Below are 23,837 nucleotides of genomic sequence, written 5' to 3' on the forward strand. Positions count from 1 at the left end.
CAAAGTCATTAAGAGAAATGCCTTTGGTTTCAGGAACTTTGAAAACTTTAAAAAACGGATTTTGATTGCATTGAACATAAAGAAAGAGAGGACGAAGTTCGTCCTCTCTAGGTGTTAGCTTTTCATCTACCCACTACAGTTGACAAAGAGCCTTTATTTACTGGCTAGTTTTTGCCCAGCCTCTAGGTGTTAGCTTTTCATCTACCCACTACAGTTGACAAAGAGCCCATAAGAAAAGCGAGTTTCACTAAGAAACCCGCTCTTTTATTATCCAATTTTTGTAATATTGGTTGCTTGAAGACCACGTTGGCCTTGCTCCACTTCAAAATTCACTTTTTGACCATCTTCCAAAGATTTGAAACCATTAGACTGAATTTCAGAAAAGTGTGCAAATACATCTGGTCCACTTTCTTGTGAAATAAAACCAAATCCTTTTTCTGCATTAAACCATTTGACTGTACCTTGTACCATTTTTGTTACCTCTTTTTATTTATTTGTAAAACGAATCAAGAGAAAAACAAAAGATGAAACTGATACTTAAACTCTAAACTTATTTACATTATCTATTTTAACAGGATAATCATCATTTGTCAACAATAAAGTTTGATCATTTGATAAACTTCATCATTTCACTTCCACGGATTATAAAATCTCCCCTGATTTGCAATAAAGAGGGTAATGGTAATGCCTATGAGGAAGAAAATGATAATTAAGACGATGTAATCCATTTGTTTCAGAGGCTGGTAGGTGTACCAGGTTCTCTTTTTATTTTTTCCAAAGCGCCGTAATTCCATCGCAGTTGATATGGTATCAATTCGTTCCAAAGAACTGAAAATCAATGGGATTACAAGTGATAAATTCCCTTTTATCCGATCCACTAATCTCCCTTTTTTAGACAACTCTAGACCCCGTGCCTCTTGTGACATCCGAATCGTATAAAATTCTTCTTGGATATCTGGAATATACCGCATAGTCAGATTTACTGCATAAGCGACTTTATATGAAACCCCAATTTTATTCAAACTTGATGCAAACTGACTGGGATGAGTGGTCATTAAAAAAATCAAAGCAACAGGAACAGTACAAAAATATTTCAATAACAAATTGAGCAGATAAAATAGTTGCTGGCTCGTAATAGAATAAGTCCCAATCCCCGACCACAAAACGGTCTCTGCTCCATATAAAGTCACGCCATAAGTTGGGGCAAATAGATACACCATCAATGCGTTCAGCAAGGCAAATACTGTTGTAAAGAAGAGAACAAAGGAAACATCCCGATAACGAATGCCCGATAATTTAAACAGGCTGAGGGAAAACACGGCAATGCATAAAATAAGACGAGTATCGTAGGTAACCATCGCAACGACGGAAAATGCTAGAAAGAACAATAATTTACTGACTGCTGAAAGATTGTAGATAAAACCTTGTCCATTACGATAACCAATTAATGACTGGCGATTCATCAGTTCCTCCTCTCTTCTTGCATATAACACATCGTCAACTCTAAAGGATTCACTCTAAGACGTTCTGCCAAATGGAATATAGAGGTTTCTTTCAAACTGGCCTGTTCTATCACAGCAACATCTGATAATATTTCTGCTGGACTAGCATCTTCAATAATCTGCCCATCCACCACTACAACTGCTCTGTCTGAATAATCCAGCATGAGTTGCATATCATGGGTAATCATGACAATGGTATGCCCTTTAGCATTTAATTGGTCCAAAAAATCCATCATTTCTCGATAATGTCGCTGATCCTGCCCAGCTGTCGGCTCGTCCAGGAGAATGATTTCCGGATTGAGAACCAAGATAGAAGCAATCGTCACCCTTTTTTTCTGACCATAGGAAAGTGCCGATATAGGCCATTTACGGAAAGGGTATAAGCCACAAACTTCTAATATATTGAGAACGCGCTGTTCAACTACTTCCTCATCTACTCCTCGCAAACGGAGGCCAAGTGCCACCTCATCAAAAATCATATTTTGACTTATCATCTGATTAGGATTTTGAAGAACATATCCAATACGCTCCGCACGCTCTTTAATAGAATCATCCTGAATAGATTGACCTTTCCAAAGAAGTTCTCCCTCTGGCCGAATAAAGCCACAAAGTGCCTTAGCTAAGGTAGATTTGCCAGCACCATTCTTTCCGACAATTGCCAACCGCTCACCCTTATGAATGGTAAGGTTAATATCTTTTAACACCTGCTTCTCTGGATAGGAAAAATGTAGATGGTTTGTTTCTAATAATACTTCCTCTGACTCACTTTCAAAATGCAAAGCTGGTAGTTGACCAACAGTCAAGGATGCTACATCAACCTCCCATACTGAAGCAAGATGCTCTGCGTCTTCAATTGGATAACCCAACGCTCGAAGAGTAGAAATATAGAGAGGTTCACGTATCCCATTTTCTTGTAACAAGGAAGTCTTCAATAATTGATCTGGGTTTCCGTTAAATAAAATTTGACCATCATTTATCAATACCACCCGATCCACATGACAGTACAAGACATCTTCTAAACGATGTTCAATAATAATCGTTGTGGTGCCTTCTTGTCGATGCAGTCGGTCAATCAAATCAATCGTATCCTGACCTGATTTAGGATCTAAATTAGCAAGTGGTTCATCAAACAATAAAATAGGGCTCTCATCTATTAACACTCCAGCTAAACTGACACATTGCTTTTGACCTCCAGATAAATCTTGTGGCCGATGGGCCAATAAGTCTGTAAGTGACAATTTTTCTGCCCAATCCCCTATTTTTTGATGCATGATCTGTTGACTTTCCATATCATTTTCTAGGGCAAAAGCAAGATCTTCTGCAACCGACAAACCAACAAACTGTCCATCTGTATCTTGAAGTACTGTTGATACTAGTAAAGATTTATCATAAACTGATAAATCAAAAGCCTCCTGACCATCCAAAATCAGGCTCCCACTGTGTTCTCCCTTATAAATGTTGGGAATAATGCCATTGAGACACTGCCCTAACGTTGACTTTCCGGAGCCAGAAGGTCCAATGATTAAGACTTTCTCCCCTTGATAAATGGATAGTTGAATATCCTTTAAAGTTGGCTCCTGCTGTGCCTGATATTTAAATGTAAAATCTTTAAATTCAATGATTTTTTTCATAGAACCATTATAACGTAAATTGGCTTTGAAAAAAAGGAAGAATCACTAGATTCCACCTTTGTGAAGATGTTCTGTCAATATTTCTCAATCAGAAATGTCATTTATAATAAAAATTGCACTGATTTCTCAATGCAATTTATTTTTTAAGCATTTACAGGCGCCAAACTCTCCCCGATTGCTTCCAATCGTTCTGCCCATTCCTGTCGTGTCAAACCATTTTCAACAATGTAGCGGTTACGCTCATGAGCACGACATTCAGCTGAACAGCCACGAACATACTTGTGCTCATTTTCTTCCGATGTCAAAATACGACGGTTACAGAATGGATTGCCACAGTTGACATAGCGCTCACATGGTGTGCCATCGAACCAGTCCTTACCAACGACAACTGGGTTAACATGGTTAACATCAACCATAATACGCTCGTCAAAGACGTACATCTTACCATCCCACAATTCGCCACGAACTTCTGGGTCTTTACCATAGGTTGCGATACCACCGTGAAGCTGACCGACATCCTTGTAACCTTCACGAACCATCCAGCCCGAGAATTTCTCACAGCGAACACCACCAGTACAGTATACAACTACGCGCTTATCCATGAATTTCTCTTTGTTATCACGGACCCATTGTGGCAATTCACGGAAGTTGCGGATGTCTGGGCGGATCGCACCACGGAAATGCCCAAGGTCGTACTCGTAGTCATTACGCGTATCCAAAACAACTGTATCTTCATCCAAGAGAGCTTCTTTGAACTCTTTTGGTGACAAGTAGGCACCTGTTGTTACAAGTGGATCTATATCGTTGTCAAAGCCGTTGTCTTCCAAACCAAGGTGAACAATTTCTTTTTTATAACGAACAAACATTTTCTTGAAAGCTTGCTCATTTTCTTCGTCAATCTTAAACCACAAATCGCTGAACAATGGGTTTGCATGAACGTAGTCCATGTATTTTTGTGTTGTTTCATAATCACCAGAAACAGCACCGTTGATTCCCTCATCGGCAATCAAGATACGTCCTTTGAGTCCGATAGACTTACAGAAAGCTAGATGCTCAGCAGCATAGGCTTCCGCATTTTCAATTGGGACATATTTATAATAAAGTAATACACGAATGTCTTTTGACATAATTTCTCCTTCTCAATCTTTGCAATAGATGATAAAACTCTGTCATTTCTAATAAATGACTCTCTAAGATTATATCGTGTACCAGTCAATATTACAAAAATCTGAACTGAAACCTGTTTTGATACAACAAAAAACTATATTGATATTTCACAACGAAAAAATGAACTGTTTTGTAACAGCTCATCCTATTTTATTAGTCTTTTGATAGGCTACCAGATTTTACTTGTGTTCTCGCATACACAATCAATAAAATCGTACCTGCAATAGCAACAGTAACACTATTTGCAATGCCCGCAACTAAACCTTGTACAAAAACTTTATTAGCAGGTTCGCTATAAATAACGATGTCTAGTACTGGAGCAATGATACCCCAAGAAACAATGTTTGCCACAATCTGGAAGACATTGAACACAAGGATGTCTTTGCCTTCAAAAATTCCTTCTTGGATACGAAGACGACTTTTTGCTACACCCACAACAAGCCCAAATACACCTGAAGCTAAAATCCAAGACCACCATGGACCGTACTGAATAGAGTCTTTAAGAGCATGACCAATAAATCCAACAAAGAATCCAACAACAGGACCAAAAAGAATGGATAGAAGAGCCTGAACAGCATATTGAAGCTGGATGCTCGTATTTGGTACAAAGGTTGGAATATTGATTACCAAGCCAATTACAACAAAAAGAGCAGCACCAATACCAGTTGCAACAACAGTTTTAATCGAATTATTTTTCATTATAAGTCTCCTTGTAAAATAAAGTAATTAATTGACAAGACGTCTAATTTCAATATGCCAGTTCTGACCGACACCGACATTATAAGCTTTGGCGAACGATCCTTGATTAATTGCAAGTCCAACACGATAAAGTGAGTTGATATAGAGCAAGGGTTGACCTATGCGCACATCCGCAAATGATTTTCCATATGTTACCTGATTCTGGTAGACAAGCATATCATTATTGTAAATCGTTACCTCGAAGCGATCTCCAAATTCTGGTAAAAGAGTATAAAACTCTTCACGAGTGACTGATGTCCAAAGAGATCCAAATCTAACATCAAGAATATCAATAGCACCTTTGACAAAATCAGAGCCGACTTCTGTTTCTACAGTTGGGATCTCGACAATATGTTCCACACTAAGTTCTGGTCCAACTTCTTCAAAACTAATATGCCCTGACGCTAATTTCGCACCCGTATAAGCATAAACATCTCGTCCATGGAACGTATAAGAATGCTCGGTATTCGCACGACGATTAGCGACTTCTGAGATTTCCCTAACAGCTTTTATCCCAACATGTTTCTTAATAAAAGATAGGGTTCCATTATCTGGTGTGACAATATACTGATTTTTATTAGTTAGGGCAACAACGCTTTTTCTCTTGGAGCCCACACCTGGATCAACAACCGAAACAAAAGTTGTTCCCTCCGGCCAGTATTCCACTGTCTGGAAGAGACGATATGAGCCCTCAAAAATATTGTAGGGGGTAATATAGTGCGTCAGATTGTGAACAACAAGATCTCTTGATTCTTGAAGTGCTACACCAATCATAGCTGATACCGCACCATCAACTAATCCAAAATCTGATTGTAAAACAAGTAAGTTATTTGACATTTTTCCTCCTTATATTACTACCGTTCTATCATAACAGAAAACCCATAACCGTTCAAATAGATATTTTTAAAGACCTGTTATAGTCTATCTTTATATCAAATACCTAATTCTATCAATTTTTCTCAAATTCACAAAGAATACTGCCTACCGTCAGTTCCAATCTACAACCTTCTAATAAAGGGCTCTATAATTTCTGTAGTGGGTAACTCCACTGTGGAAATTATGGAGCCTTTTTGAGTATATACAAAAAGTCCCATATGACCTATAATGAAAAGCGACGAAACCATCATTAGAAAGACTCATATGGAACAATTTGATTTTATCACAAACTTACTAGGAATTAAAGACCCTAATATCACTATCTTGGATTATGTAGACGCTGGAACACATAAAGAAGTCTTCGCTAAACTGGATTATCCAGCTCCTAAATGCCACAGCTGTCATGGTCAGATGGCTAAATATGACCTCCAGAAAGAATCTAAAATCCCTTATCTAGAATGTGCTGGATATAAGACATTGATTCGGTTAAGGAAACGTCGTTTCCGCTGTCAGAATTGCAGGAAAATAGCTGTCACAGAAACTTCCCTAGTCAAGAAGAATCATCAAATACCAGCTATTGTCAACCACAAAATTGCCCAAAAACTGTTTGAGAAGCTATCTAAGACAACCATTGCGGAAAGCTTAGCAGTATCCACCTCTACGGTCATTCGTAAACTAAAAGAATTTCAGTTCAAGACAGACCTGAACTGTCTTTCAACCAATATGAGCTGGGATGAATATAGCTTCAAGAAGGGGAAAATGAGCTTCATCGCTCAAGATTTCGACTCCCTAAATGTCATCGCCATTCTCGACGGAAGAACCCAAGCAACCATCCGAAACCACTTTCTACGCTATCCTAGAAAGGTTAGAAATCGGGTCAAAGTGATTACCATGGATATGTTTAGTCCCTATTATCAACTTGCTAACCCCTTCGCTCTTCTATTTCTGAGCTCAGGCTGAAACAGTCTATTCCCAGACTGTTTCACTCCCCAATGCAAAAATTGTACTCGATCGCTTTCATATCGTGCAACACCTTAGTCGTGCTATGAACCGTGTCCGTATTCAAATTATGAATCAATTCGACAGAAAATCGCAGGAATACCGAGCCTTGAAACGTTACTGGAAATTGATACAACAAGATAGCCGTAAACTCAGCGATAAACGATTTTATCGCCCTATGTTTCGAATGCATTTGACTAACAAGGAAATCCTAGAAAAACTCCTATCCTACTCAGATGAACTCAGACAGCACTATGAACTCTATCAGCTTCTCTTATTTCATTTCCAAGAGAAGAACTCAGACCATTTCTTTGACCTCATCGAACAGGAAATAGCCATCGTTAATCCTATTTTCCAGACGGTATTGAAGACATTTTTAAAGGATAAAGACAAGGTTGTAAACGCCATGGAATTGCCTTATTCCAACGCCAAACTGGAAGCTACCAATAATCTCATCAAAGTCATTAAGAGAAATGCCTTTGGTTTCAGGAACTTTGAAAACTTTAAAAAACGGATTTTGATTGCATTGAACAGTGAAAAGGGCTGGGGAGAGCCCTTTTCAGCTTATCTCCTAAAAACAAGAAAGAGATAAAGAAAGAGAGGACGAAGTTCGTCCTCTCTAGGTGTTAGCTTTTCATCTACCCACTACAGTTGACAAAGAGCCTAAAAATGACTGTCCCCCGGACAGTCATTTTTATTAGAAGCCATCCACATTCGTGTAGATTTTTTGTACATCTTCGTCGTCTTCGAGGGCGCCGTAGAGTTTTTCAAATGTTGCGAGATCATCACCTTCAAGTGATACCTCTGATTGTGGGATCATTTCAAGTTCAGTCACGTTAAACTCTTGGATTCCAGATTCTTTAAGTGCAACGATGGCCTTGTGCAAATCAGTTGGTGCTGTATAGACAGTGATTGCTCCGTCTTCTGCTTCTACATCATCGACTTCAACATCTGCTTCAAGAAGCAATTCGAAGATGGCATCTGCATCTTCACCAGCAAAAACTACAACACCTTTTTTATCAAACATGAATGATACTGAACCAGATGCACCCATGTTCCCACCGTTTTTACCAAAGGCAGAGCGAACATTAGCAGCTGTACGGTTTACATTTGAAGTAAGTGTATCAACAATTAACATTGAACCATTTGGTCCAAAACCTTCGTAACGCCCTTCCACGAAGGTTTCGTCAGTATTCCCTTTTGCCTTGTCGATGGCTTTATCAATAATATGTTTTGGAACCTGCGCTTGCTTAGCACGGTCGATAACGAATTTCAGCTCTGAGTTTGTTTCTGGATCTGGGTCACCCTTTTTCGCTGCTACATAGATTTCAACACCAAATTTGGCGTAAACTTTTGAGTTAGCACCGTCTTTTGCGGTTTTCTTGGCTACAATATTGGCCCATTTACGTCCCATGGGGAACCTCCTACATTTTATAAAATCGCTTTATTATACCACAAATAACAAGGATTGAGAAGATTTTTAAAATTGAAAGACAAGCTCAAAATGAACTTGTCTCTCAATTCTTATAATTCTACAATTGCAACTTGACTATCTTTACTTACTTGTCCAAGGTTTACAAGACTGACAGATTTAATTTCTGCAGAATTTGTAAAGGCTACTACAATTGTTGTTTCACGGTCAGCTGAACGGATAGCATCCAAATCTGCTACAAGGAGTAAGTCACCAGCTTGAACATGTTGTCCATCTGCCACCTTTGTTGAGAATGGTGCCCCATTAAGTGCAACAGTGTCTAATCCAACGTGTACCAAAACTTCTACACCCTGGTCTGACAAAATGCCGACAGCATGTTTTGTAGGGAAAACACTGGTTACAGTACCAGAAACTGGTGCGTAGACATTGCCATTTACAGGCTCAACTGCATACCCATCACCCATCATTTTTTGTGCAAAAACAGGGTCTTTCACTTCAGTAATAGATACAGCTTGTCCATCTGCTACTGAGTAAACAGCTTCAGTGATTCCTTTGAACTTAGTTTCAGATGTCACTGTATTAGTAGAAACCACTTCTGTACGAGGAATTGCAACACCAGATTCTAATAAATCCTGAATGTCTGATTTGAGAACATCTGCTTTTGGTCCATAGACAGCTTGAACACCTGAATCTTTGATAATTAAGCCCATAGCACCAGCCTGTTTCCAAGCATTCTCATCTCCGACTTGTGCAACATCCTTCACAGTAACACGAAGACGAGTCATACAAGCATCAACATCTTCAATATTATCACGGCCACCAAGTAGGTTGATAATTTGCACCACTTGTGAATTTGCATCCGCAGTATCTACATTTGAGTTAGAAACTACATCTGTTGTCTCAGTATCATAGTTACCATTACGTCCTGCTGTTGCTAGATTAAATTTCTTAATCATAAAGTTAGCAATGAAGTACATAAGAACAGCAAAGAGTACTGATACCCAGATAAAGTTTACAAGGTCCATACCGAGGCCGGCTTTAATAGCCATTGGTGTACGAGTAAGGAATTCAATATTACCAAAAGAATGCACACGTAAATTAACAACATCGGCCATCGCAAAAGCAGCACCTTGTACGACTGCATAGACTAGATAAAGAGGCATAGCCGCAAACATGAACATGAATTCAATTGGTTCTGTTACACCTGTCAAGAATACAGCTAAAGCAGATGAAATAAACATCCCTTTATACTTATGTTTCTTGTCTTCGTCAACATTACGATACATCGCGTAAGTTAAGCCCATCAAAATCCCTGAAGAACCAATCATTTGACCAACTTTGAAACGAGCTGGTGTGATGCTTGCAAGAAGATCATTGTATTTAGTCATATCGCCAGCATCTTTTAGATTAATCAAGTCTGTAACCCAAGCCAACCAAAGTGGATCTTGTCCAAATACTTGTGTACCCGCTTGTGCACCTGTCAAGATGTCATAAGTACCACCTAGTGATGTATAGTTCATCGGAATAGTCAACATATGGTGAAGACCAAATGGAAGAAGCAAACGTTCCAAGGTACCATAAACGAATGGTGCTAAGATTGGTGCTGTATCCTGTGAACTTGCAATCCATTTACCGAAGCTGTTGATTCCTGTTTGAACAACTGGCCAGAAAATCGCTAAACAGAGTGCCACCAAAATTGAACGATAAATAACAACAAATGGTACAAAACGTTTTCCATTAAAGAATGTTAATGCATCTGGTAATTTACGATAGTTGTAGTATTTATTATATGCTGTAGCACCCACAAAACCAGCAATAATACCAACGAAAACACCCATATTAAGAGCTGGTTGTCCTAAGATGTTTACAAAGTAACCTGAAACAGGAATCTCAGTACCAAAAACAGTTGTTACTGTTGCAGCAGCATCAGCGAGCATATCCGTTTTCACACCGAAAAAGTGACCTGTAATCAAGTTAATTAATATGAAGGCTAGACCTGCCGAGAATGCACCGCCAGCTTTTTCTTTAGCCCAGCTACCACCGATTGCTAAAGCAAAAAGCAAGTGTAAATTCCCAATAATACCCCAACCAATTTGGGCAATAATATTCCCAATACGAATCAATATTTCTGACTCAGGACTGATCAATGGGATAGAGTTCCCAATAGAAACCATGAGGCCTGCTGCAGGCATAACTGCAATCACGACCATCAAACACTTACCGAATTTTTGCCAAAATTCGAAACTAAGAAATTTTTTCATTTTTTCTCCTTTATTTTTCGGCCTTACGCCATTTATACACTAAATTCAACTTCCACACCAAAATGGTCTGAAATGATAGGACGGTTATGTCCGTTAAAGATAACCTTATTTGTAAAAACTGTTTTTTCTTGGTTGAAAAAAACATAGTCTAACCGTTTCTCTTGGCTATGACCTGCCCAACCATCAATTGCTTTTTCAGCAGTTATTCCTTTATCCTTTTCTAGCGCTAACTCGTAGGTATCATGGAGCCCAAGATTCTTGATTGCATCGTAGGCATCCCGGTCTGAGATTGCATCAGTATTAAAATCTCCCATCAGAATTTTAAACCGCTGATGACCCGTACGTTCGACAATTGTTCGAATATTGTCCAGCTGATCTTCTTCTTCACTACCTGGTAAATTAATATGACACGAATAGATATCAATTAACTGGTCTTGATAGAAAATTGTCAACCCCACAATTTTTCGAGATAAGATAGAATGAATACTTTTATTTTGACTGCAATAAAATGAATCAACCTCATAGACAGGGAGCTTCGTCAAAAAGGCAATCCCTTCCTCATAACGATCATAGCCAATGTGAGAATGACTCCAATGATAGGAATAATCAAACTGCCCAAGATTTCTTAATTTTTCTAATAAAATCAAGCCATAATTATCCATCTTCAATTCTCTTGTGACGAATTTAGAAGCTATAAGCTGATTAACCTCCTGAAGAGCAATGACATCATAAGCCTTTTCGGCAATTGTTTGAGCTAAAATATCTAGTTTTTCATCCTGATTTTCTTCTAACCAAGCATGGACATTTACTGTCAGTAATTTCATGACTCTCCTTTCCTAGATAACACGTAACCGTTTTCTTTATATCCATAGTATAGCGTAAACGTTTGCATTAGTCAATAACTTTTCCGTAATATTTTAAACTTTTACGTAAAATTTAATAAAGGTAGTAAAAATACAGCTGTATTTCCCTATTCTAAGCCTTTTATGGTACACTAATGAATAGAAAGATGGAAATACAATGAGTAAATATAAGAAAGTTTATCAAGATATCAAGAAAAAGATAGAGGATCAAGTCTGGTCAACAGGACAAGCATTACCAACTGAGAATGAATTGATGGAGATCTACTCTTACTCTAAAGACACCATTCGAAAGGCTCTGTCCCTTCTTGAAATGGATGGCTACATTCAAAAAAAACAAGGGAAATCTTCAATTGTAATCGAACACGGGTTAATGAAGGAACAGTATCTTTCTGAAATTAAGACCGCTGGAGAATTGAACAAACGTTCTAAATACCAGATTCAAACAGAACTTACCTCACTATATATCGTTCAAGGGCAAGATGATTTAATGTCTACCTTTGAAGTTGATGATAAAGTAGATTTTTATAGAGTGAGTCGGGTAAGAACGATAGATGGTGAGCGTTTGGAATATGAAATTTCCTATTTTGATCGTAGAGTCGTCCCTTATCTCAGTAAAGAAATTGCTGAAAGCTCTATCTATCGCTATTTAGAGCAAGAATTAAAGTTAACAATCTCTCATTCTCGGCGGGAAATTTCTTTCCGCTTTGCGAATGAAGAAGAAAAGCAATTAATGGACCTAGCCGACTATGAGATGGTGGTCGTGGTTACCAGCGTTACCTATCTCTCAAACGGTCAAGCCTTTCAATATGGAACAATTAGCTACCGTCCAGACAAAGTCAGCTTTGTCTCAATGGCAAAACGGTAAAAGGAACTAGCATTCTAGCTCCTTTTTTTGTGCAATTATTAAAAACTAGTCAGTACTTTCTTTTCATTAATATAATATAAGGAGGGCTCAGAAGTAGTTTTGAAAATCAAAGCTGTCAGGTCCAAACCAGTTTGATTTTCATATCAAGGAATAGGTTGATCTGATAAATAGTTGGAGTGGTTCAATCAACTTTCCTTTTTGCTAATTTAAATTAGTAGCTGTGCCAAATTTCTTCGTTGTACTGTGCAATCGTACGGTCTGAAGAGAAAAATCCAGCTTTAGCAATGTTATGAACAACTTTCTTGTTCCATGAATCTTGATCTTCGTAATCTGCAAAGACTTGTTCTTTTACTTCGATGTACTCAGCCAAGTCAATCAAGGTCATGAACCAGTCTTTCGAAATCAATTCATGGTGCAAGCGTGCAAGACGTTCCTCGTTACCAAGCGCCTTCACTTCATCGCTAACGATAAAGTCAACTGCACGTTTAATATTTTCATCGCCATTGTAGTAGTCAGCTGAAACATAGCCTCCTTTGTCATAAAGATCAATAATTGTATCAGAGTCTTTACCAAATATGTAAATATTTTCACTACCTACAAGTTCTGCGATTTCAACGTTTGCACCGTCCATGGTACCAAGTGTCAATGCACCATTCAACATGAATTTCATGTTACCAGTACCTGACGCTTCTTTAGAAGCCAATGAGATTTGTTCTGAAATATCAGTTGCAGGGATCAATTTTTCAGCTACAGTTACATTGTAGTTTTCAACCAAATGAACATTGAGGTATTTATTTACTTCTGGATCATTATTGATCAACTCTGACAAGCAAAGAATCAAATGAATGATGTCTTGAGCGATAATATAAGCTGGAGCTGCTTTACCACCAAAGATAACAGTGATTTTACGTTTTGGAAGGTTACCATTCTTGATTTCAAGGTATTTATGGATAACATACAAGGCATTCATTTGTTGGCGTTTGTACTCGTGGAAACGTTTGATTTGTGTATCAATAATAGAATTTTCATCCAGTTCGATACCTTTGTTGTCTTTAAGGTAACGTTTCAGAGCCAATTTATTATTGAATTTGATTTCAGCCAACTTAGCATGAACTTCCTTGTCATCAGCAAATGCAAGCAATTTTTCAAGTTTAGTAGCATCTGTTAAGTACTCATCACCAATCAATTCTTTGATGTAATCAGCCAGATCCTGGTTCGCAAATTCCAACCAACGACGGAAAGTGATACCGTTTGTTTTATTGTTGAATTTTTCTGGGTAAAGCTCGTAGAAAGCTTTCAATTCAGAGTTTTTAAGAATTTCTGTATGGAGCGCAGCTACACCATTCACTGAGTTAGAGAAGTGGATATCCATGTGAGCCATGTGTACACGACCTGATTCATCAATGATTTGGACTGCTGGGTCTTTGATTTCTGCACGAATAAGGGCATCCAATTCTTTGATGATACCAACCAAGTGTGGCACCACTTCTTCAAGGAACTCAAGTGGCCATTTTTCAAGTGCTTCCGCCAAGATAGTGTGGTTTGTGTAACCAGTCATATTCTTAACAATCGCAACAGCTTCCGCAAATTCAATACCATGTTTTTCAGTCAAAAGACGAATCAACTCAGGAATCACCATTGAAGGGTGAGTGTCATTGATTTGAACATACGCGTATTCAGCCAAATCATGCAAGTTTGAACCACGTTCAATAGCTTCATCAATCAAAAGCTGAGCCGCATTTGATACCATAAAGTATTGTTGGTAGATACGGAGTAATTCACCGTTCTTATCAGAATCATCTGGATACAAGAAGAGTGTCAAGTTTTCTTTAATATTAGTCTTGTCAAATGAAATACCATCTGTAATCAAGTTGTAATTCACTGACTCAATATCAAATAAGTTAAGGTAATTCTTAGTTTCTTTTTTATAGCCAAGAACGTCAAGACGGTCCAATTTTGATTTCAAAGTGAAGTTTTTGAATGGAACATCATAGCTGATAGTTGTTGGAATCAACCAAGAATCATTTTCAATCCAGAAGTTTGGTTCTGCTTCTTGCTCATTTTTCTTAAATACTTGACGGAAAAGACCACAGTGATAGTTAAGACCCACACCTTCACCGTTGATAGCAAGTGTTGACATAGAGTCAATAAAACATGCAGCCAAACGACCAAGTCCACCGTTACCTAGTGATGGTTCTGGTTCAATGTCTTCAACTTGAGCCAATGACTTACCAGCCGCTGCCAATTCTGCTTGAATGTCTTTGTACACACCCAAGTTAATCAAGTTGTTTGACAAGAGTTTACCGATAAGGAACTCAGCTGAGATATAGTAAACCTTACGTTTTCCTGTATTTTTTGGTTTTGTAGCTGCAGCTTCTTTTACGTAGTTTAACAATTGAAGATAGATTTCTTCATATGTTAAATCAGCTAATTTTTTCGAAGTATTTGTTTCTGCAAATGTTGTAAATTTAGTCATGTTGTTCATTTCCTCTTTGATATAGTAATGTCATTTTTGTCAAGAAGTCTTTACGTTCTTGCGTTAAATCTTCTGCTTTCATACGCCATTTCCAGTTTCCACCGATAGTAGATGGCGTATTCATTCGACTTTCTTCACCCAAATCTAGGATATCTTGCATGGTTGCAATAGCAGTGTCACTTACTGTTGCAAATAACATGCGGAGCATTGCTTGACTAACTTTTTCAATCGGTTTACGATTGCTGTAAGCATCTACATATTCTTGTTGCTCCGGTTCAAGATTATTGTACCAACCATTGACAACCTCATTATCATGAGTTCCAGTGTAGGCAACCGAATTAGGAATGCAACGATGCGGTGCATCAATACTCTTACCTGTTACGTCATAGAAACCAAATTGTAAGATTTTCATCCCTGGATAGCCACAATCTGCAAGCAATTTGCGAGCTTTGGCGTCAATATTTCCAAGGTCTTCCGCGATAATTGGAAGGTCTCCAAGTGTCTCTTTAACAGCTTTGAATAAACTGTAGCCAGGACCTGGTTCCCAAGTACCTACTTTTGCCACCTCAGCCTTACCATCGACTTGCCAGAAGTCTGAGAAACCTTTGAAGTGGTCAATTCGAAGGACATCATACAGCTTAAAGCTTTCATGAATTCTATAAATCCACCAGTTATAGCCAGTTTTTTCATGTTCTGGCCAATCGTAAATAGGATTTCCCCATAATTGACCATCCGCTGAGAAGTTATCAGCAGGTACACCAGCTACATAAAGTGGCTTGCGTTCACTATCCAATTTGAATAGTTGAGGTTTTGTCCACACTTCAACGCTATCCGCGGAAACATAGATAGGCATATCTCCGATGATTTTGATGTGGTGTTTGTTCGCATATTCTTTCAACTGTTTCCATTGGCTGAAGAAGAAATACTGTGTGACTTTGTAGTAGTCAATTTGATTGGCTAACTCTAAGCGATATTTATCAAGTGCTTCTTCATTTCGAGCGACCACCTTTTTATCTTCCCATTCTTGGAGCGCTTTATTGCCAAAGTATTCTTTGATAGCCATAAATTCAGCATAATCTGTTAACCAAGATGAGTTGGCTTTTTCAAACTCTAGAAAAGCAGCTTTTTTCTTATCATCTTGTAAAAATGCTTGAACAGCTTTTTCCAAAATTGGACGACGTGCTTGATAAATTAGTGCATAATCTACTTTTTCAGGATTGTCCCCGAAATTGACATCTTGGAAATCTTCTGGTGCCAACAACCCCTCTTCTACCAAAAGGTCGAAGTCTATCAAGTGTGTATTTCCTGCAATTGCAGAGAAAGACTGGTACGGAGAATCTCCGTAGCTTGTGGTTGTTAGTGGTAAAATCTGCCAATAAGTTTGCTTTGTTTCTACCAAGAAATCAACAAAATCATAGGCTGATTGTCCAAAAGTACCAATACCAAACTTACCTGGAAGTGAGGTAATATGCATTAATATTCCACTGGTACGATTTGTCATAAAAACGTTTTCCTTTCTGTCGGTTACGTATATTAGTTTAACGCAAACGTTTGCATCTGTCAAGTATTTTATAAGAAAAGTTTCTAATCATCAAAAAAGTGCCTGTTTTATCGCATTTGTTAGCGAGTAACAAAAAAAGAAAATTGGAATTTTTAATGCCAATTTTCTCTGTTTTTTATATTTTTTAAGCTAAGCTTTGCTCTTTCTCTTTGATTTGGATGGTTCCATTTACCACATCAGCTTCTAAATTTTTAGCATCAAGGTTATCCAAGTGGAAGTCTGTGACTTTGTCACGGATTTGTTGTTCAACCACACGACGGAGTGGACGAGCACCCATAACTTCATCATAGCCTTCTTCTGTCATATAGGCTTTAGCAGCTTCGCTAACTGACAACTCAATGCCTTTCTTAGAAAGAGTCTTGTTAACTTCATTCAACATAAGATCGACAATCTTAGAAAGGTCTTCCTTATCTAAGTGTGAGAACTCAATAACTGCGTCGAAACGATTAAGGAATTCCGGACGGAAGTAAGGTTTCAAACGATCCATGAGTTCTGGTTTATCATCATCTTCTGTCCAGTTAGATTCGTAACCGAAGCCAGCGTTTGAAGTTGCGATAATGACTGTGTTCTTGAAGTTTATAGTATTACCTTGACCATCAGTCAAACGGCCATCATCCAAAACTTGGAGGAGAAGGGTGATAACTTGAGGGTCTGCCTTTTCAATTTCATCAAGAAGGATGATTGAATAAGGGTTACGACGAACACGTTCTGTCAAGGTATTGCTATTATCATCATAACCAACATAACCAGCTGTTGTACCGATCAATTTAGAAACGGCTGTGCGGTCGCTGTATTCTGACATGTCCAAACGGATGATAGCATCTTTGGTACCGAACAAATCAAGGGCCAATTGTTTAGCCAACTCAGTTTTACCAACACCAGTAGGTCCTACAAAGAGGAAGCTACCGATTGGACGGTTACCATCGTCAAATCCTGCACGATTACGACGGATGGAACGTGCCACTGCTTCAACGGCCTTATCTTGACCGATAACCTTAGCTTGCAAACGGTTACCCATATCTTTCAAACGTTCGATATCCGTTGCACCCATTTGAGATACTGGAATACCAGTCATACGTTCTACGGATTCAGCCACATCGTTTACAGTCGCAGTCACCTTGCGATCTTTTGCATGGTTAGCAATTTTCTTTTCAAGTTTTTCAATACGAATCTTAGAATTTAGAGCTGCTTCGAAATCTTCTTTAGCAACTGCAGCTTCTTGTTTAGCTTTTTCTTCTTCGATTTCACGTTCAACAGCATTGACATCAGTTACTGGATGTTGTGCTGCCAAGTGAGCTGCTGTCACGTCCAAAAGGTCAATAGCCTTATCTGGCAAGCTACGTTGTGGAATGTATTGTACTGAAAAATCAACCGCTGCTTTCAAGACTTCATCTGGCAAGATAACATTGTGGTGTTTTTCATAAAGATCACGAATACCTTGAAGAATCTTGAAGGTATCTTCAGGAGAGGGAGCATTGACCTTAACTTCGTTGAAACGACGAGCAAGGGCAGCATTCTTCAAGATAGTGTTACGGTATTCATCTTGAGTTGTTGCACCAATCACTGTTATTTCACCACGTGAAAGAGCAGGTTTCAAGATATCAGCCAGACCTTTAGAACCTTGACCATCGCCAGTGCTTCCGGCACCAAGAATTTGATGAATTTCATCGAAGAAGAGGATAATGTTTCCAGCTTCTTTGACTTCATTTACCAAGTTTTGAATGTTTTCTTCAAAGCTACCACGGTATTGAGTACCAGCTTCCAAGCCCGAAATGTCAATGGAGATGATTTCTTTGTCCTTGATAGCAGCTGGGACATCACCATTAACGATGGCTTGTGCCAAACCTTCAACTACAGCTGTTTTACCAACCCCAGCATCACCGACAAGGACTGGGTTATTCTTAGTACGACGAGCCAAGATTTCGGCAGTTTCTTGAATTTCTTTGTTACGTCCGATAACAGGATCCAATTTACCTTCGCGAGCCTCTTGAGTCAAATTGCGACCTAATTTTGCTAGTATCCCATCTGATTTTATCTGACCTTTAGATGGTGCTTGTGCCACTTCTTCGGTCTGTGGCAGGCGACCGGTCTGACGGTACATAGCAAATTCCTCCGGTGTCACTTCACGCCCATTGATAGAATAACGGCGGCGCTCTGAACTGTAACCACCCATGTTGGCCATGAGTTGATTGAAAATATCGTCCATATTGTTAAAGTTATTGAAATTGTTGTTCATAGTAGTTACCTCGTTTCTGTTTTATTTATTTTTGACTCTTACTGACCTTTGTTTTAGAAAGATTGACTTAGTCTTTCAGTTTGCTTTTAGTACTAGCTCTAAAGGTTTGGGGAACCTTTGGAGGTGGGAAATAGTGCGAACAAAGTTCGAATCAAAAGCTACAGGCAGCTTCAATAGTCCAGTGAACTATTGAAGGTTGGAATTCGCACTTACGATAGTAAGTAACATTCGTAAAGTACGGCAAAGCGAGTTCAAACAATCCAGTGGAGTGTTTGAAGCTGGAAATAGGGAAATGGAGTTTCCTCGTACGTCAAAGTAATAAAAGATAAACTAAATGACGCTAATAGGGTGTTATCCTGTCTTTCATAACAACCTCCTTATAGGTTTGCTCTTTACTGACCAATGATTCAAAATATAAATCATTACTTTTTGACTTTTTGATCTTTACTGACCTTTTGATTAAATATTCCGCAAGGCATTTACCTTACGAATCTTATTATACACAATTAGTCAGCAAAGGTCAATAGATTTGTTAACATTTTTCAAACTTTTTAAAAAGTTAGATAACAATCCCTTCCAAATGATCTAGTTCATGCTGAACAATCTGGGCTTGGAAGTCGGTTAGTTTTAGTCTCCGCTTTTTCCAAGAAGCATCAAAAAACTCTACTTCAATTTCCTGATAGCGAGTGGTCGTGCGAGTACCTACTAGCGACAGGCAGCCTTCCTCTGTCTGATAGGGCTTGGCCTTGCTGATGAGGACGGGATTGTACATGACCAGATTGGCGAAGCCCATGTTGACGATGATTATCCGCTTTTTGACGCCAATCATGTTGGCCGCCATACCCACGCAGGCATGAGCGTTGGCTACCAAAGTATCCTGTAAATCTTGACCTACCTGCACATCTAGCTGAGTCGCAGGCTCAGACTTCTTCTGCAGGAAGAAAATATCTTTCATAATAGGTTGAATCATGGGGTGCCTCCTTACACTCTAGGTACATCTAGTATACCAAAAAAGCCTAGTTCTCACTAGACTTTCCTTATTTATTCTTGGCAATAAATCGCAATGGCTTGACTGACAAAGGCTACTGTGCCTGGTCCACCTGCTCGGTCGATATTGGCTGAAAATCGCTCATCTTCAACATACATGAAACCCAGATTTTGCAAAATTTCCTTTGTGCAGGTGTAGAAATGTTCCGTGATATAGGCCCGCAAATTCGCTACCTGAGCCTGCACCTCAGGGTGACTGACTTCTAAGAACCTGTATTTTCCAAAAGCTTCAAAAATAGCATGCATCTCTTGGGCAAACACCCGATCCTTACTGGCATCGTAACCTTCTTCAAACTCAGCATGGGCCGCGGTCTGTCCCCAACGTTCCTTGGCCTCCACCTTATAAGCTTTTAGTTGACTGCTGTCAAATGCATGAAAGTCCATGACTTCTCCTCCTTTTTCTGTGAGCAATCTGGCGTGATTGATGATGCGGTCCAGACGTTCCCTTTTGAGCTCTAAAAGGGTGATATGATCCCGCAAGACCTGCTGACGATTGATTTCCGTCACGTCCAGAAGCTGCTGAATGTTTTTGAGAGGAAATTCCAACTCACGAAATAATAAAATTTCTTGCAGACGAGCCAAATTTTCTTGATTATAGTAGCGATAACCATTTTCAGCCACAAATGCTGGTTTGAGCAAACCAATCTGGTCATAGTGGTGCAAGGTCCTCACCGTCAATCCTGTCAACTGACTGACCTGCTTAACTGTCCAATTTTCGTTCATAGAAATCTCCTCTCTATACCCAGTATAAGGGATAACGTAAGGTGAGAGTCAAGGGAAAAATGAATTTTTTATCCCTTCTTTGTAATTTCATTCATATAGCCAGCCGTAATAATTCCTGCAGGTAGAGCAACAATCGCAATTCCAATTATCAAAGAAAACATTGTAATGATTTTTCCTAGCATTGTTGTTGCAAATACATCACCATAGCCAACAGTAGTTAATGATATGGTCGCCCAATAAATTGCATCAAAAAATGTTTCAAAAGTATCAGGCTCCACCGAAAAAATCAATAAAGCAGTAAAGAAAATATAACCAACAGCTAGGCTTGCTACTAGCAATAATGACTCTTTTTGATTTTGCAAAACGTTCGTCAAAATCTGAATGTTTTTTGAATAGCGGATAACTTTGAAAACTCGAAGTACTCGCCCCATTCGTACTATTTTCAATAATCGAAGACTGTTATTAAAGTATAAAAAAATCGGTAAAATGGACAATAAGTCCACTATGGCTAATAGGCTAAATGGGTAGAACAGAAATGATAGTTTTCCTTTTTGCAATTTGAAATCAGCTGTTAGTATTCTAAAAAGATAATCCAAGCAAAAAATAGCAGTCGAAATATAATCCATTAACAAATGAAAAGAATTCGTATGCTTAGACATCAAAGGAGTCAAACTAACCACTATTGCAAATAACATTATTAAGTTATAGCAACGTGACAATAAACTATCGTTATCATTTTCTAGAATACAAAATAATTTTTCCCTCATCTCACTCCACCTTCACCGGCACGCGCCCGTAGGTTTGCTCTGCTATTGCGTCAGCTCCCAGTTGATAGACCGCATCCGCCTGCTGGGTCAGGATGTCCCAGGGCTCTTTGCCGATCCGCGTCACCAGTTCCACCCGCTCCTTGACGGTCTTGAGATAGGCCTGGCCTCGAGCCGAGAAGCCAAGGACATGGACCGCATCTGGCAAAGGAGTTTCCACCGCATTGACCAGGATGTAGGTCAGCACCCGCCGCACCCTCGCCTTGGTGTAGCGCTTGGTCGCAACGGCATCCACTAACTCCTCCACGGTCGCTACACTCCCAATGGCAGAGCGGATACGACTGGCTAGTTCTTCGTTGACCTGAAAGACCTGACTGAGATCTCGGTGGGTCACAATCTGGTAGCGGAGCAGCGGAAAATAATTTCTCCAGCTTACCTTGGTCGCCTCTTCAAAGAGACTGGCAGATGGCAAAAAGGCTCGCACTAAGTCCAGCTGGTCAGCACCCTTGCGAATAGCCGTCGCCGATGCGTAAGTCGTTTCCGTCTCTTCCGAGTGAAAACCAGCCCCCTGCCGCTGAACCGGATCAAGCTGAATACCTGTTCCCACCACTGCCTTAGCGTAAGCCAAACCCAGAATATGGTTGGGCGTATCACCTGTGAAGGTAAGATCTGCAAATTCCTGCCACATGGCCTGGGTCTTCTGTGGATAAGAGAGATTGTCTGGCAAGTTTTTCACAAAATTTTCCATTTCTTCGGACTTATCCACATAAATGTCTGCGATTTTCTGATAATCCAGCATTTCTTCCGTACCGAAAACCAGTTTTTCCACACCTAGCCTGTGTAAAATGCTGATTGCTCCCTTTGCAAAATAGTCAGCCGACTGAACCGACACCAAAAAGGGCATCTCGACAACAAGATCTGCCCCGTGTTCCAAAGCCATCTGAGCCCGTGTCCACTTATCCACAATGGCTGGCTCACCCCGTTGCATAAAATTGCCAGACATAACCACAATTTTCAATCCTTCCGCTTGTTCCAACAGGTATTTATGTCCCGTGTGAAAAGGATTGTATTCTGCAATAATCCCTGAAATCATGCCTTAACCGCCTTGAAAAACCACCGCTGGCTAGTTTCTGTCGGAGCTTCATCTTCAAAGTCCGCAAAGACTTCCACAGATGCAAAACCAGCTTGTTTCAATAATTCCACATAGGTTTCAATCGGATAGGTCCGCTCTTCATGAACTTCATCCCGACGGATAAACCGGTCTTCATGACTGTCCTCATCTTTGACAAAGAAAGTCAATTCATGAACAATGGAATGCTCATGCTCCCCTTCATAGGTGTCCCAGACAAAGGCAAAATCCTCATAATTTTCATGGTAGCTATAGCCTGCAAACACTTCCTCCATTTGATAAATGGAGTGAACGTCAAAAAGGAAAGTACCACCTTGATTGAGAACTGAGTGAACTCCTTCAAAGACCCGCAAAACAGCTTCTTGATCAGCCATGTAGCAAAGACTATCTGAGTAACAAGTCACCGCATCGAAATCTCCAATACCTTCCAGAGCCATCATATCTGCTTGAGCCAGTTCCATCATGACACCAGCAGCTTCTGCTTTTTTCTGGGCCAACTCCAGCATTTCATAGGACAAGTCCAGACCAGTCACTTCATAACCCTTTTGAGCAAAACGAACAGCCTGAATCCCTGTCCCACAGGCCAATTCTAAAATTGTCTTGGTCTCTTGAGGCAGGTGTCGCAAGCTAAAATCTGTCCATTTATCATACAAGCTGTCATCCATGATTTCATCATAGACCGCCGCAAATGTTTCATAAGTTGCCATATTTTCCTTTCATAAAAAGCAGCCAATCGACTGCTTCATTAACTCACACTGTGTTCAAAAAGTCTGTCACTTCTAATTACATAATAGTGAACTCATTTTGGTCACTTTCGAGTTGTTTGGTAACCAGCTGAAACAGTTCCCCAAACTGTTTCACTCCCACCCCCGCACGGCTCCAACAGTCAGAGTAGTGACTGTTGGAGGTTGGAAATGAAGTGAACTCGTTCGCATCAGCCGTATAGGTCAGATTTGGAGTGGGAAGCACGAACAAAGCTGCCAATCAACCACTGCGCTGAGATGTTGACTAAAGTTTAAAATAGTACACCCAAATCAAAATCTATCTTCACACTTTTTCCAGAAGTCCATCACTTCTACTCAAATAAACTTAAACTCTCTATGGTCACTTTCGAGTTTCAATGTGACCAGCTGGAGCGCTTCCTTACTTTATTATAAGTCAGGTACGGATAGCCCACCGGACTTTTCGTATCCACCGAACTGTTTCACTATTCCTCGTCTAAAAAGTCTGCGACTTCCAAGAAGCTACCTTCGTGCCATAATTTTTCAAGGTTGTAGAGGTCTCGCATTTCTTCAGAAAAAATATGCATCACAACGCTACCGAGATCCAAAAGGACCCAGCCACCAGTGCTATCACCTTCGACACGGCCACCTTTAACACCAGCTTCTGCAACCTTTTCACGGATATTTTCCGCAATAGCATCCAACTGGCGACTATTCATTGAACTGGCAATTACAAAATAATCTGTCAAGCTAGTCACACCCTGAACATCAACCACAACAAGGTCTTCAGCTCGCTTGTCATCAGCAGCCTGAACCACAACTTTTACTAAATCTAGTTCTTTCAT

Annotated in this window: 19 protein-coding genes and 1 pseudogene; 2 read left to right on the plus strand and 18 right to left on the minus strand. The window is 39.6% G+C overall.

Annotated features, from left to right (window positions below; genetic code table 11):
- Window positions 1-267 precede the first annotated feature (267 nt).
- From ACPC58_RS06500 to ACPC58_RS06525, 6 genes are all read right to left on the minus strand, one after another.
- On the minus strand, window positions 268-471 hold the full coding sequence (locus ACPC58_RS06500) for a cold-shock protein (RefSeq protein WP_006531071.1): 204 nt from the start codon (window positions 469-471) through the stop codon (window positions 268-270).
- Between the two features lie 158 nt (window positions 472-629).
- Entirely contained in the window at window positions 630-1,463 is an 834-nt protein-coding gene (locus ACPC58_RS06505; protein ID WP_217374619.1) for an energy-coupling factor transporter transmembrane component T family protein, read from the minus strand.
- On the minus strand, window positions 1,463-3,133 hold the full coding sequence (locus ACPC58_RS06510; RefSeq protein WP_277837715.1) for an ABC transporter ATP-binding protein: 1,671 nt from the start codon (window positions 3,131-3,133) through the stop codon (window positions 1,463-1,465). The genes ACPC58_RS06505 and ACPC58_RS06510 overlap by 1 nt, the downstream gene beginning before the upstream one ends.
- A 143-nt stretch (window positions 3,134-3,276) precedes the next feature.
- Window positions 3,277-4,260 (minus strand): rhodanese-related sulfurtransferase, encoded by a 984-nt coding sequence (locus ACPC58_RS06515; protein WP_434065575.1) that lies wholly within the window; start codon window positions 4,258-4,260, stop codon window positions 3,277-3,279.
- A 193-nt stretch (window positions 4,261-4,453) separates the two neighbouring features.
- Window positions 4,454-4,999, minus strand: a complete 546-nt coding sequence (locus ACPC58_RS06520; protein WP_093528309.1) for an ECF-type riboflavin transporter substrate-binding protein — start codon at window positions 4,997-4,999, stop codon at window positions 4,454-4,456.
- Window positions 5,000-5,026: 27 nt separating this feature from the next.
- On the minus strand, window positions 5,027-5,875 hold the full coding sequence (locus ACPC58_RS06525; RefSeq protein WP_014294456.1) for an SAM hydrolase/SAM-dependent halogenase family protein: 849 nt from the start codon (window positions 5,873-5,875) through the stop codon (window positions 5,027-5,029).
- Between the two features lie 303 nt (window positions 5,876-6,178).
- Here ACPC58_RS06525 and ACPC58_RS06530 point away from each other — a divergent pair.
- A pseudogene (locus ACPC58_RS06530) lies at window positions 6,179-7,543 on the plus strand (transposase).
- Window positions 7,544-7,610: 67 nt separating this feature from the next.
- Here ACPC58_RS06530 and ACPC58_RS06535 read toward each other — a convergent pair.
- The 3 genes from ACPC58_RS06535 to ACPC58_RS06545 all read right to left on the minus strand — a co-directional run bounded on the left by ACPC58_RS06535 (window position 7,611) and on the right by ACPC58_RS06545 (window position 11,430).
- Window positions 7,611-8,327 carry a YebC/PmpR family DNA-binding transcriptional regulator gene (locus tag ACPC58_RS06535; RefSeq protein ID WP_434065576.1) on the minus strand — a complete coding sequence of 239 codons (717 nt, stop codon included), beginning with the start codon at window positions 8,325-8,327 and terminating at the stop codon, window positions 7,611-7,613.
- Between the two features lie 110 nt (window positions 8,328-8,437).
- A complete protein-coding gene (locus ACPC58_RS06540; protein ID WP_434065577.1) occupies window positions 8,438-10,606 on the minus strand; it encodes a PTS transporter subunit IIBC in 2,169 nt (722 codons plus the stop codon).
- Window positions 10,607-10,638: 32 nt separating this feature from the next.
- Entirely contained in the window at window positions 10,639-11,430 is a 792-nt protein-coding gene (locus tag ACPC58_RS06545) for an endonuclease/exonuclease/phosphatase family protein (protein ID WP_434065578.1), read from the minus strand.
- A gap of 196 nt (window positions 11,431-11,626) precedes the next feature.
- Between ACPC58_RS06545 and ACPC58_RS06550 the strand changes: the two genes are divergently transcribed.
- On the plus strand, window positions 11,627-12,334 hold the full coding sequence (locus tag ACPC58_RS06550; RefSeq protein WP_274504520.1) for a UTRA domain-containing protein: 708 nt from the start codon (window positions 11,627-11,629) through the stop codon (window positions 12,332-12,334).
- 211 nt (window positions 12,335-12,545) lie between these two features.
- Here ACPC58_RS06550 and glgP read toward each other — a convergent pair whose 3' ends face one another.
- From glgP to rsfS, 9 genes are all read right to left on the minus strand, one after another.
- A complete protein-coding gene (gene glgP / locus ACPC58_RS06555) occupies window positions 12,546-14,810 on the minus strand; it encodes a glycogen/starch/alpha-glucan family phosphorylase (protein WP_434065579.1) in 2,265 nt (754 codons plus the stop codon).
- On the minus strand, window positions 14,803-16,311 hold the full coding sequence (gene malQ / locus ACPC58_RS06560) for a 4-alpha-glucanotransferase (protein WP_434065580.1): 1,509 nt from the start codon (window positions 16,309-16,311) through the stop codon (window positions 14,803-14,805). The genes glgP and malQ overlap by 8 nt, the downstream gene beginning before the upstream one ends.
- Before the next feature lie 184 nt (window positions 16,312-16,495).
- Complete coding sequence (locus tag ACPC58_RS06565) at window positions 16,496-18,607, minus strand: ATP-dependent Clp protease ATP-binding subunit (RefSeq protein ID WP_434065581.1); 2,112 nt, start codon at window positions 18,605-18,607, stop codon at window positions 16,496-16,498.
- A 559-nt stretch (window positions 18,608-19,166) separates the two neighbouring features.
- On the minus strand, window positions 19,167-19,577 hold the full coding sequence (locus tag ACPC58_RS06570) for a peptide deformylase (RefSeq protein ID WP_217374609.1): 411 nt from the start codon (window positions 19,575-19,577) through the stop codon (window positions 19,167-19,169).
- A 71-nt stretch (window positions 19,578-19,648) separates the two neighbouring features.
- Entirely contained in the window at window positions 19,649-20,377 is a 729-nt protein-coding gene (locus tag ACPC58_RS06575; protein ID WP_277837717.1) for a MerR family transcriptional regulator, read from the minus strand.
- 68 nt (window positions 20,378-20,445) lie between these two features.
- Window positions 20,446-21,144, minus strand: coding sequence for an ion transporter (locus ACPC58_RS06580; RefSeq protein ID WP_217374607.1), 699 nt, complete (start codon window positions 21,142-21,144; stop codon window positions 20,446-20,448).
- Between the two features lies 1 nt (window position 21,145).
- On the minus strand, window positions 21,146-22,234 hold the full coding sequence (locus ACPC58_RS06585; protein WP_217374606.1) for a nucleotidyltransferase: 1,089 nt from the start codon (window positions 22,232-22,234) through the stop codon (window positions 21,146-21,148).
- Window positions 22,231-22,977, minus strand: coding sequence for a class I SAM-dependent DNA methyltransferase (locus ACPC58_RS06590; RefSeq protein ID WP_217374605.1), 747 nt, complete (start codon window positions 22,975-22,977; stop codon window positions 22,231-22,233). Before ACPC58_RS06590 ends, ACPC58_RS06585 begins: the two co-directional genes overlap by 4 nt.
- 500 nt (window positions 22,978-23,477) lie before the next feature.
- Entirely contained in the window at window positions 23,478-23,837 is a 360-nt protein-coding gene (rsfS, locus tag ACPC58_RS06595; protein ID WP_434065582.1) for a ribosome silencing factor, read from the minus strand.

Source organism: Streptococcus sp. VTCC 12905, from assembly GCF_049893385.1.
GTDB lineage: Bacteria > Bacillota > Bacilli > Lactobacillales > Streptococcaceae > Streptococcus > Streptococcus suis_AA.

Coding starts and splice junctions, on each gene's coding strand:
- ACPC58_RS06570 (WP_217374609.1), bottom strand. CDS start 19,577: ATGATTCAACCTATTATGAAAGATATTTTCTTCCTGCAGAAGAAGTCT.
- ACPC58_RS06550 (WP_274504520.1), top strand. CDS start 11,627: ATGAGTAAATATAAGAAAGTTTATCAAGATATCAAGAAAAAGATAGAG.
- rsfS (WP_434065582.1), bottom strand. CDS start 23,837: ATGAAAGAACTAGATTTAGTAAAAGTTGTGGTTCAGGCTGCTGATGAC.
- glgP (WP_434065579.1), bottom strand. CDS start 14,810: ATGACTAAATTTACAACATTTGCAGAAACAAATACTTCGAAAAAATTA.
- ACPC58_RS06540 (WP_434065577.1), bottom strand. CDS start 10,606: ATGAAAAAATTTCTTAGTTTCGAATTTTGGCAAAAATTCGGTAAGTGT.
- ACPC58_RS06535 (WP_434065576.1), bottom strand. CDS start 8,327: ATGGGACGTAAATGGGCCAATATTGTAGCCAAGAAAACCGCAAAAGAC.
- ACPC58_RS06525 (WP_014294456.1), bottom strand. CDS start 5,875: ATGTCAAATAACTTACTTGTTTTACAATCAGATTTTGGATTAGTTGAT.
- malQ (WP_434065580.1), bottom strand. CDS start 16,311: ATGACAAATCGTACCAGTGGAATATTAATGCATATTACCTCACTTCCA.
- ACPC58_RS06580 (WP_217374607.1), bottom strand. CDS start 21,144: ATGAGGGAAAAATTATTTTGTATTCTAGAAAATGATAACGATAGTTTA.
- ACPC58_RS06565 (WP_434065581.1), bottom strand. CDS start 18,607: ATGAACAACAATTTCAATAACTTTAACAATATGGACGATATTTTCAAT.
- ACPC58_RS06500 (WP_006531071.1), bottom strand. CDS start 471: ATGGTACAAGGTACAGTCAAATGGTTTAATGCAGAAAAAGGATTTGGT.
- ACPC58_RS06590 (WP_217374605.1), bottom strand. CDS start 22,977: ATGGCAACTTATGAAACATTTGCGGCGGTCTATGATGAAATCATGGAT.
- ACPC58_RS06520 (WP_093528309.1), bottom strand. CDS start 4,999: ATGAAAAATAATTCGATTAAAACTGTTGTTGCAACTGGTATTGGTGCT.
- ACPC58_RS06545 (WP_434065578.1), bottom strand. CDS start 11,430: ATGAAATTACTGACAGTAAATGTCCATGCTTGGTTAGAAGAAAATCAG.
- ACPC58_RS06505 (WP_217374619.1), bottom strand. CDS start 1,463: ATGAATCGCCAGTCATTAATTGGTTATCGTAATGGACAAGGTTTTATC.
- ACPC58_RS06585 (WP_217374606.1), bottom strand. CDS start 22,234: ATGATTTCAGGGATTATTGCAGAATACAATCCTTTTCACACGGGACAT.
- ACPC58_RS06510 (WP_277837715.1), bottom strand. CDS start 3,133: ATGAAAAAAATCATTGAATTTAAAGATTTTACATTTAAATATCAGGCA.
- ACPC58_RS06575 (WP_277837717.1), bottom strand. CDS start 20,377: ATGAACGAAAATTGGACAGTTAAGCAGGTCAGTCAGTTGACAGGATTG.
- ACPC58_RS06515 (WP_434065575.1), bottom strand. CDS start 4,260: ATGTCAAAAGACATTCGTGTATTACTTTATTATAAATATGTCCCAATT.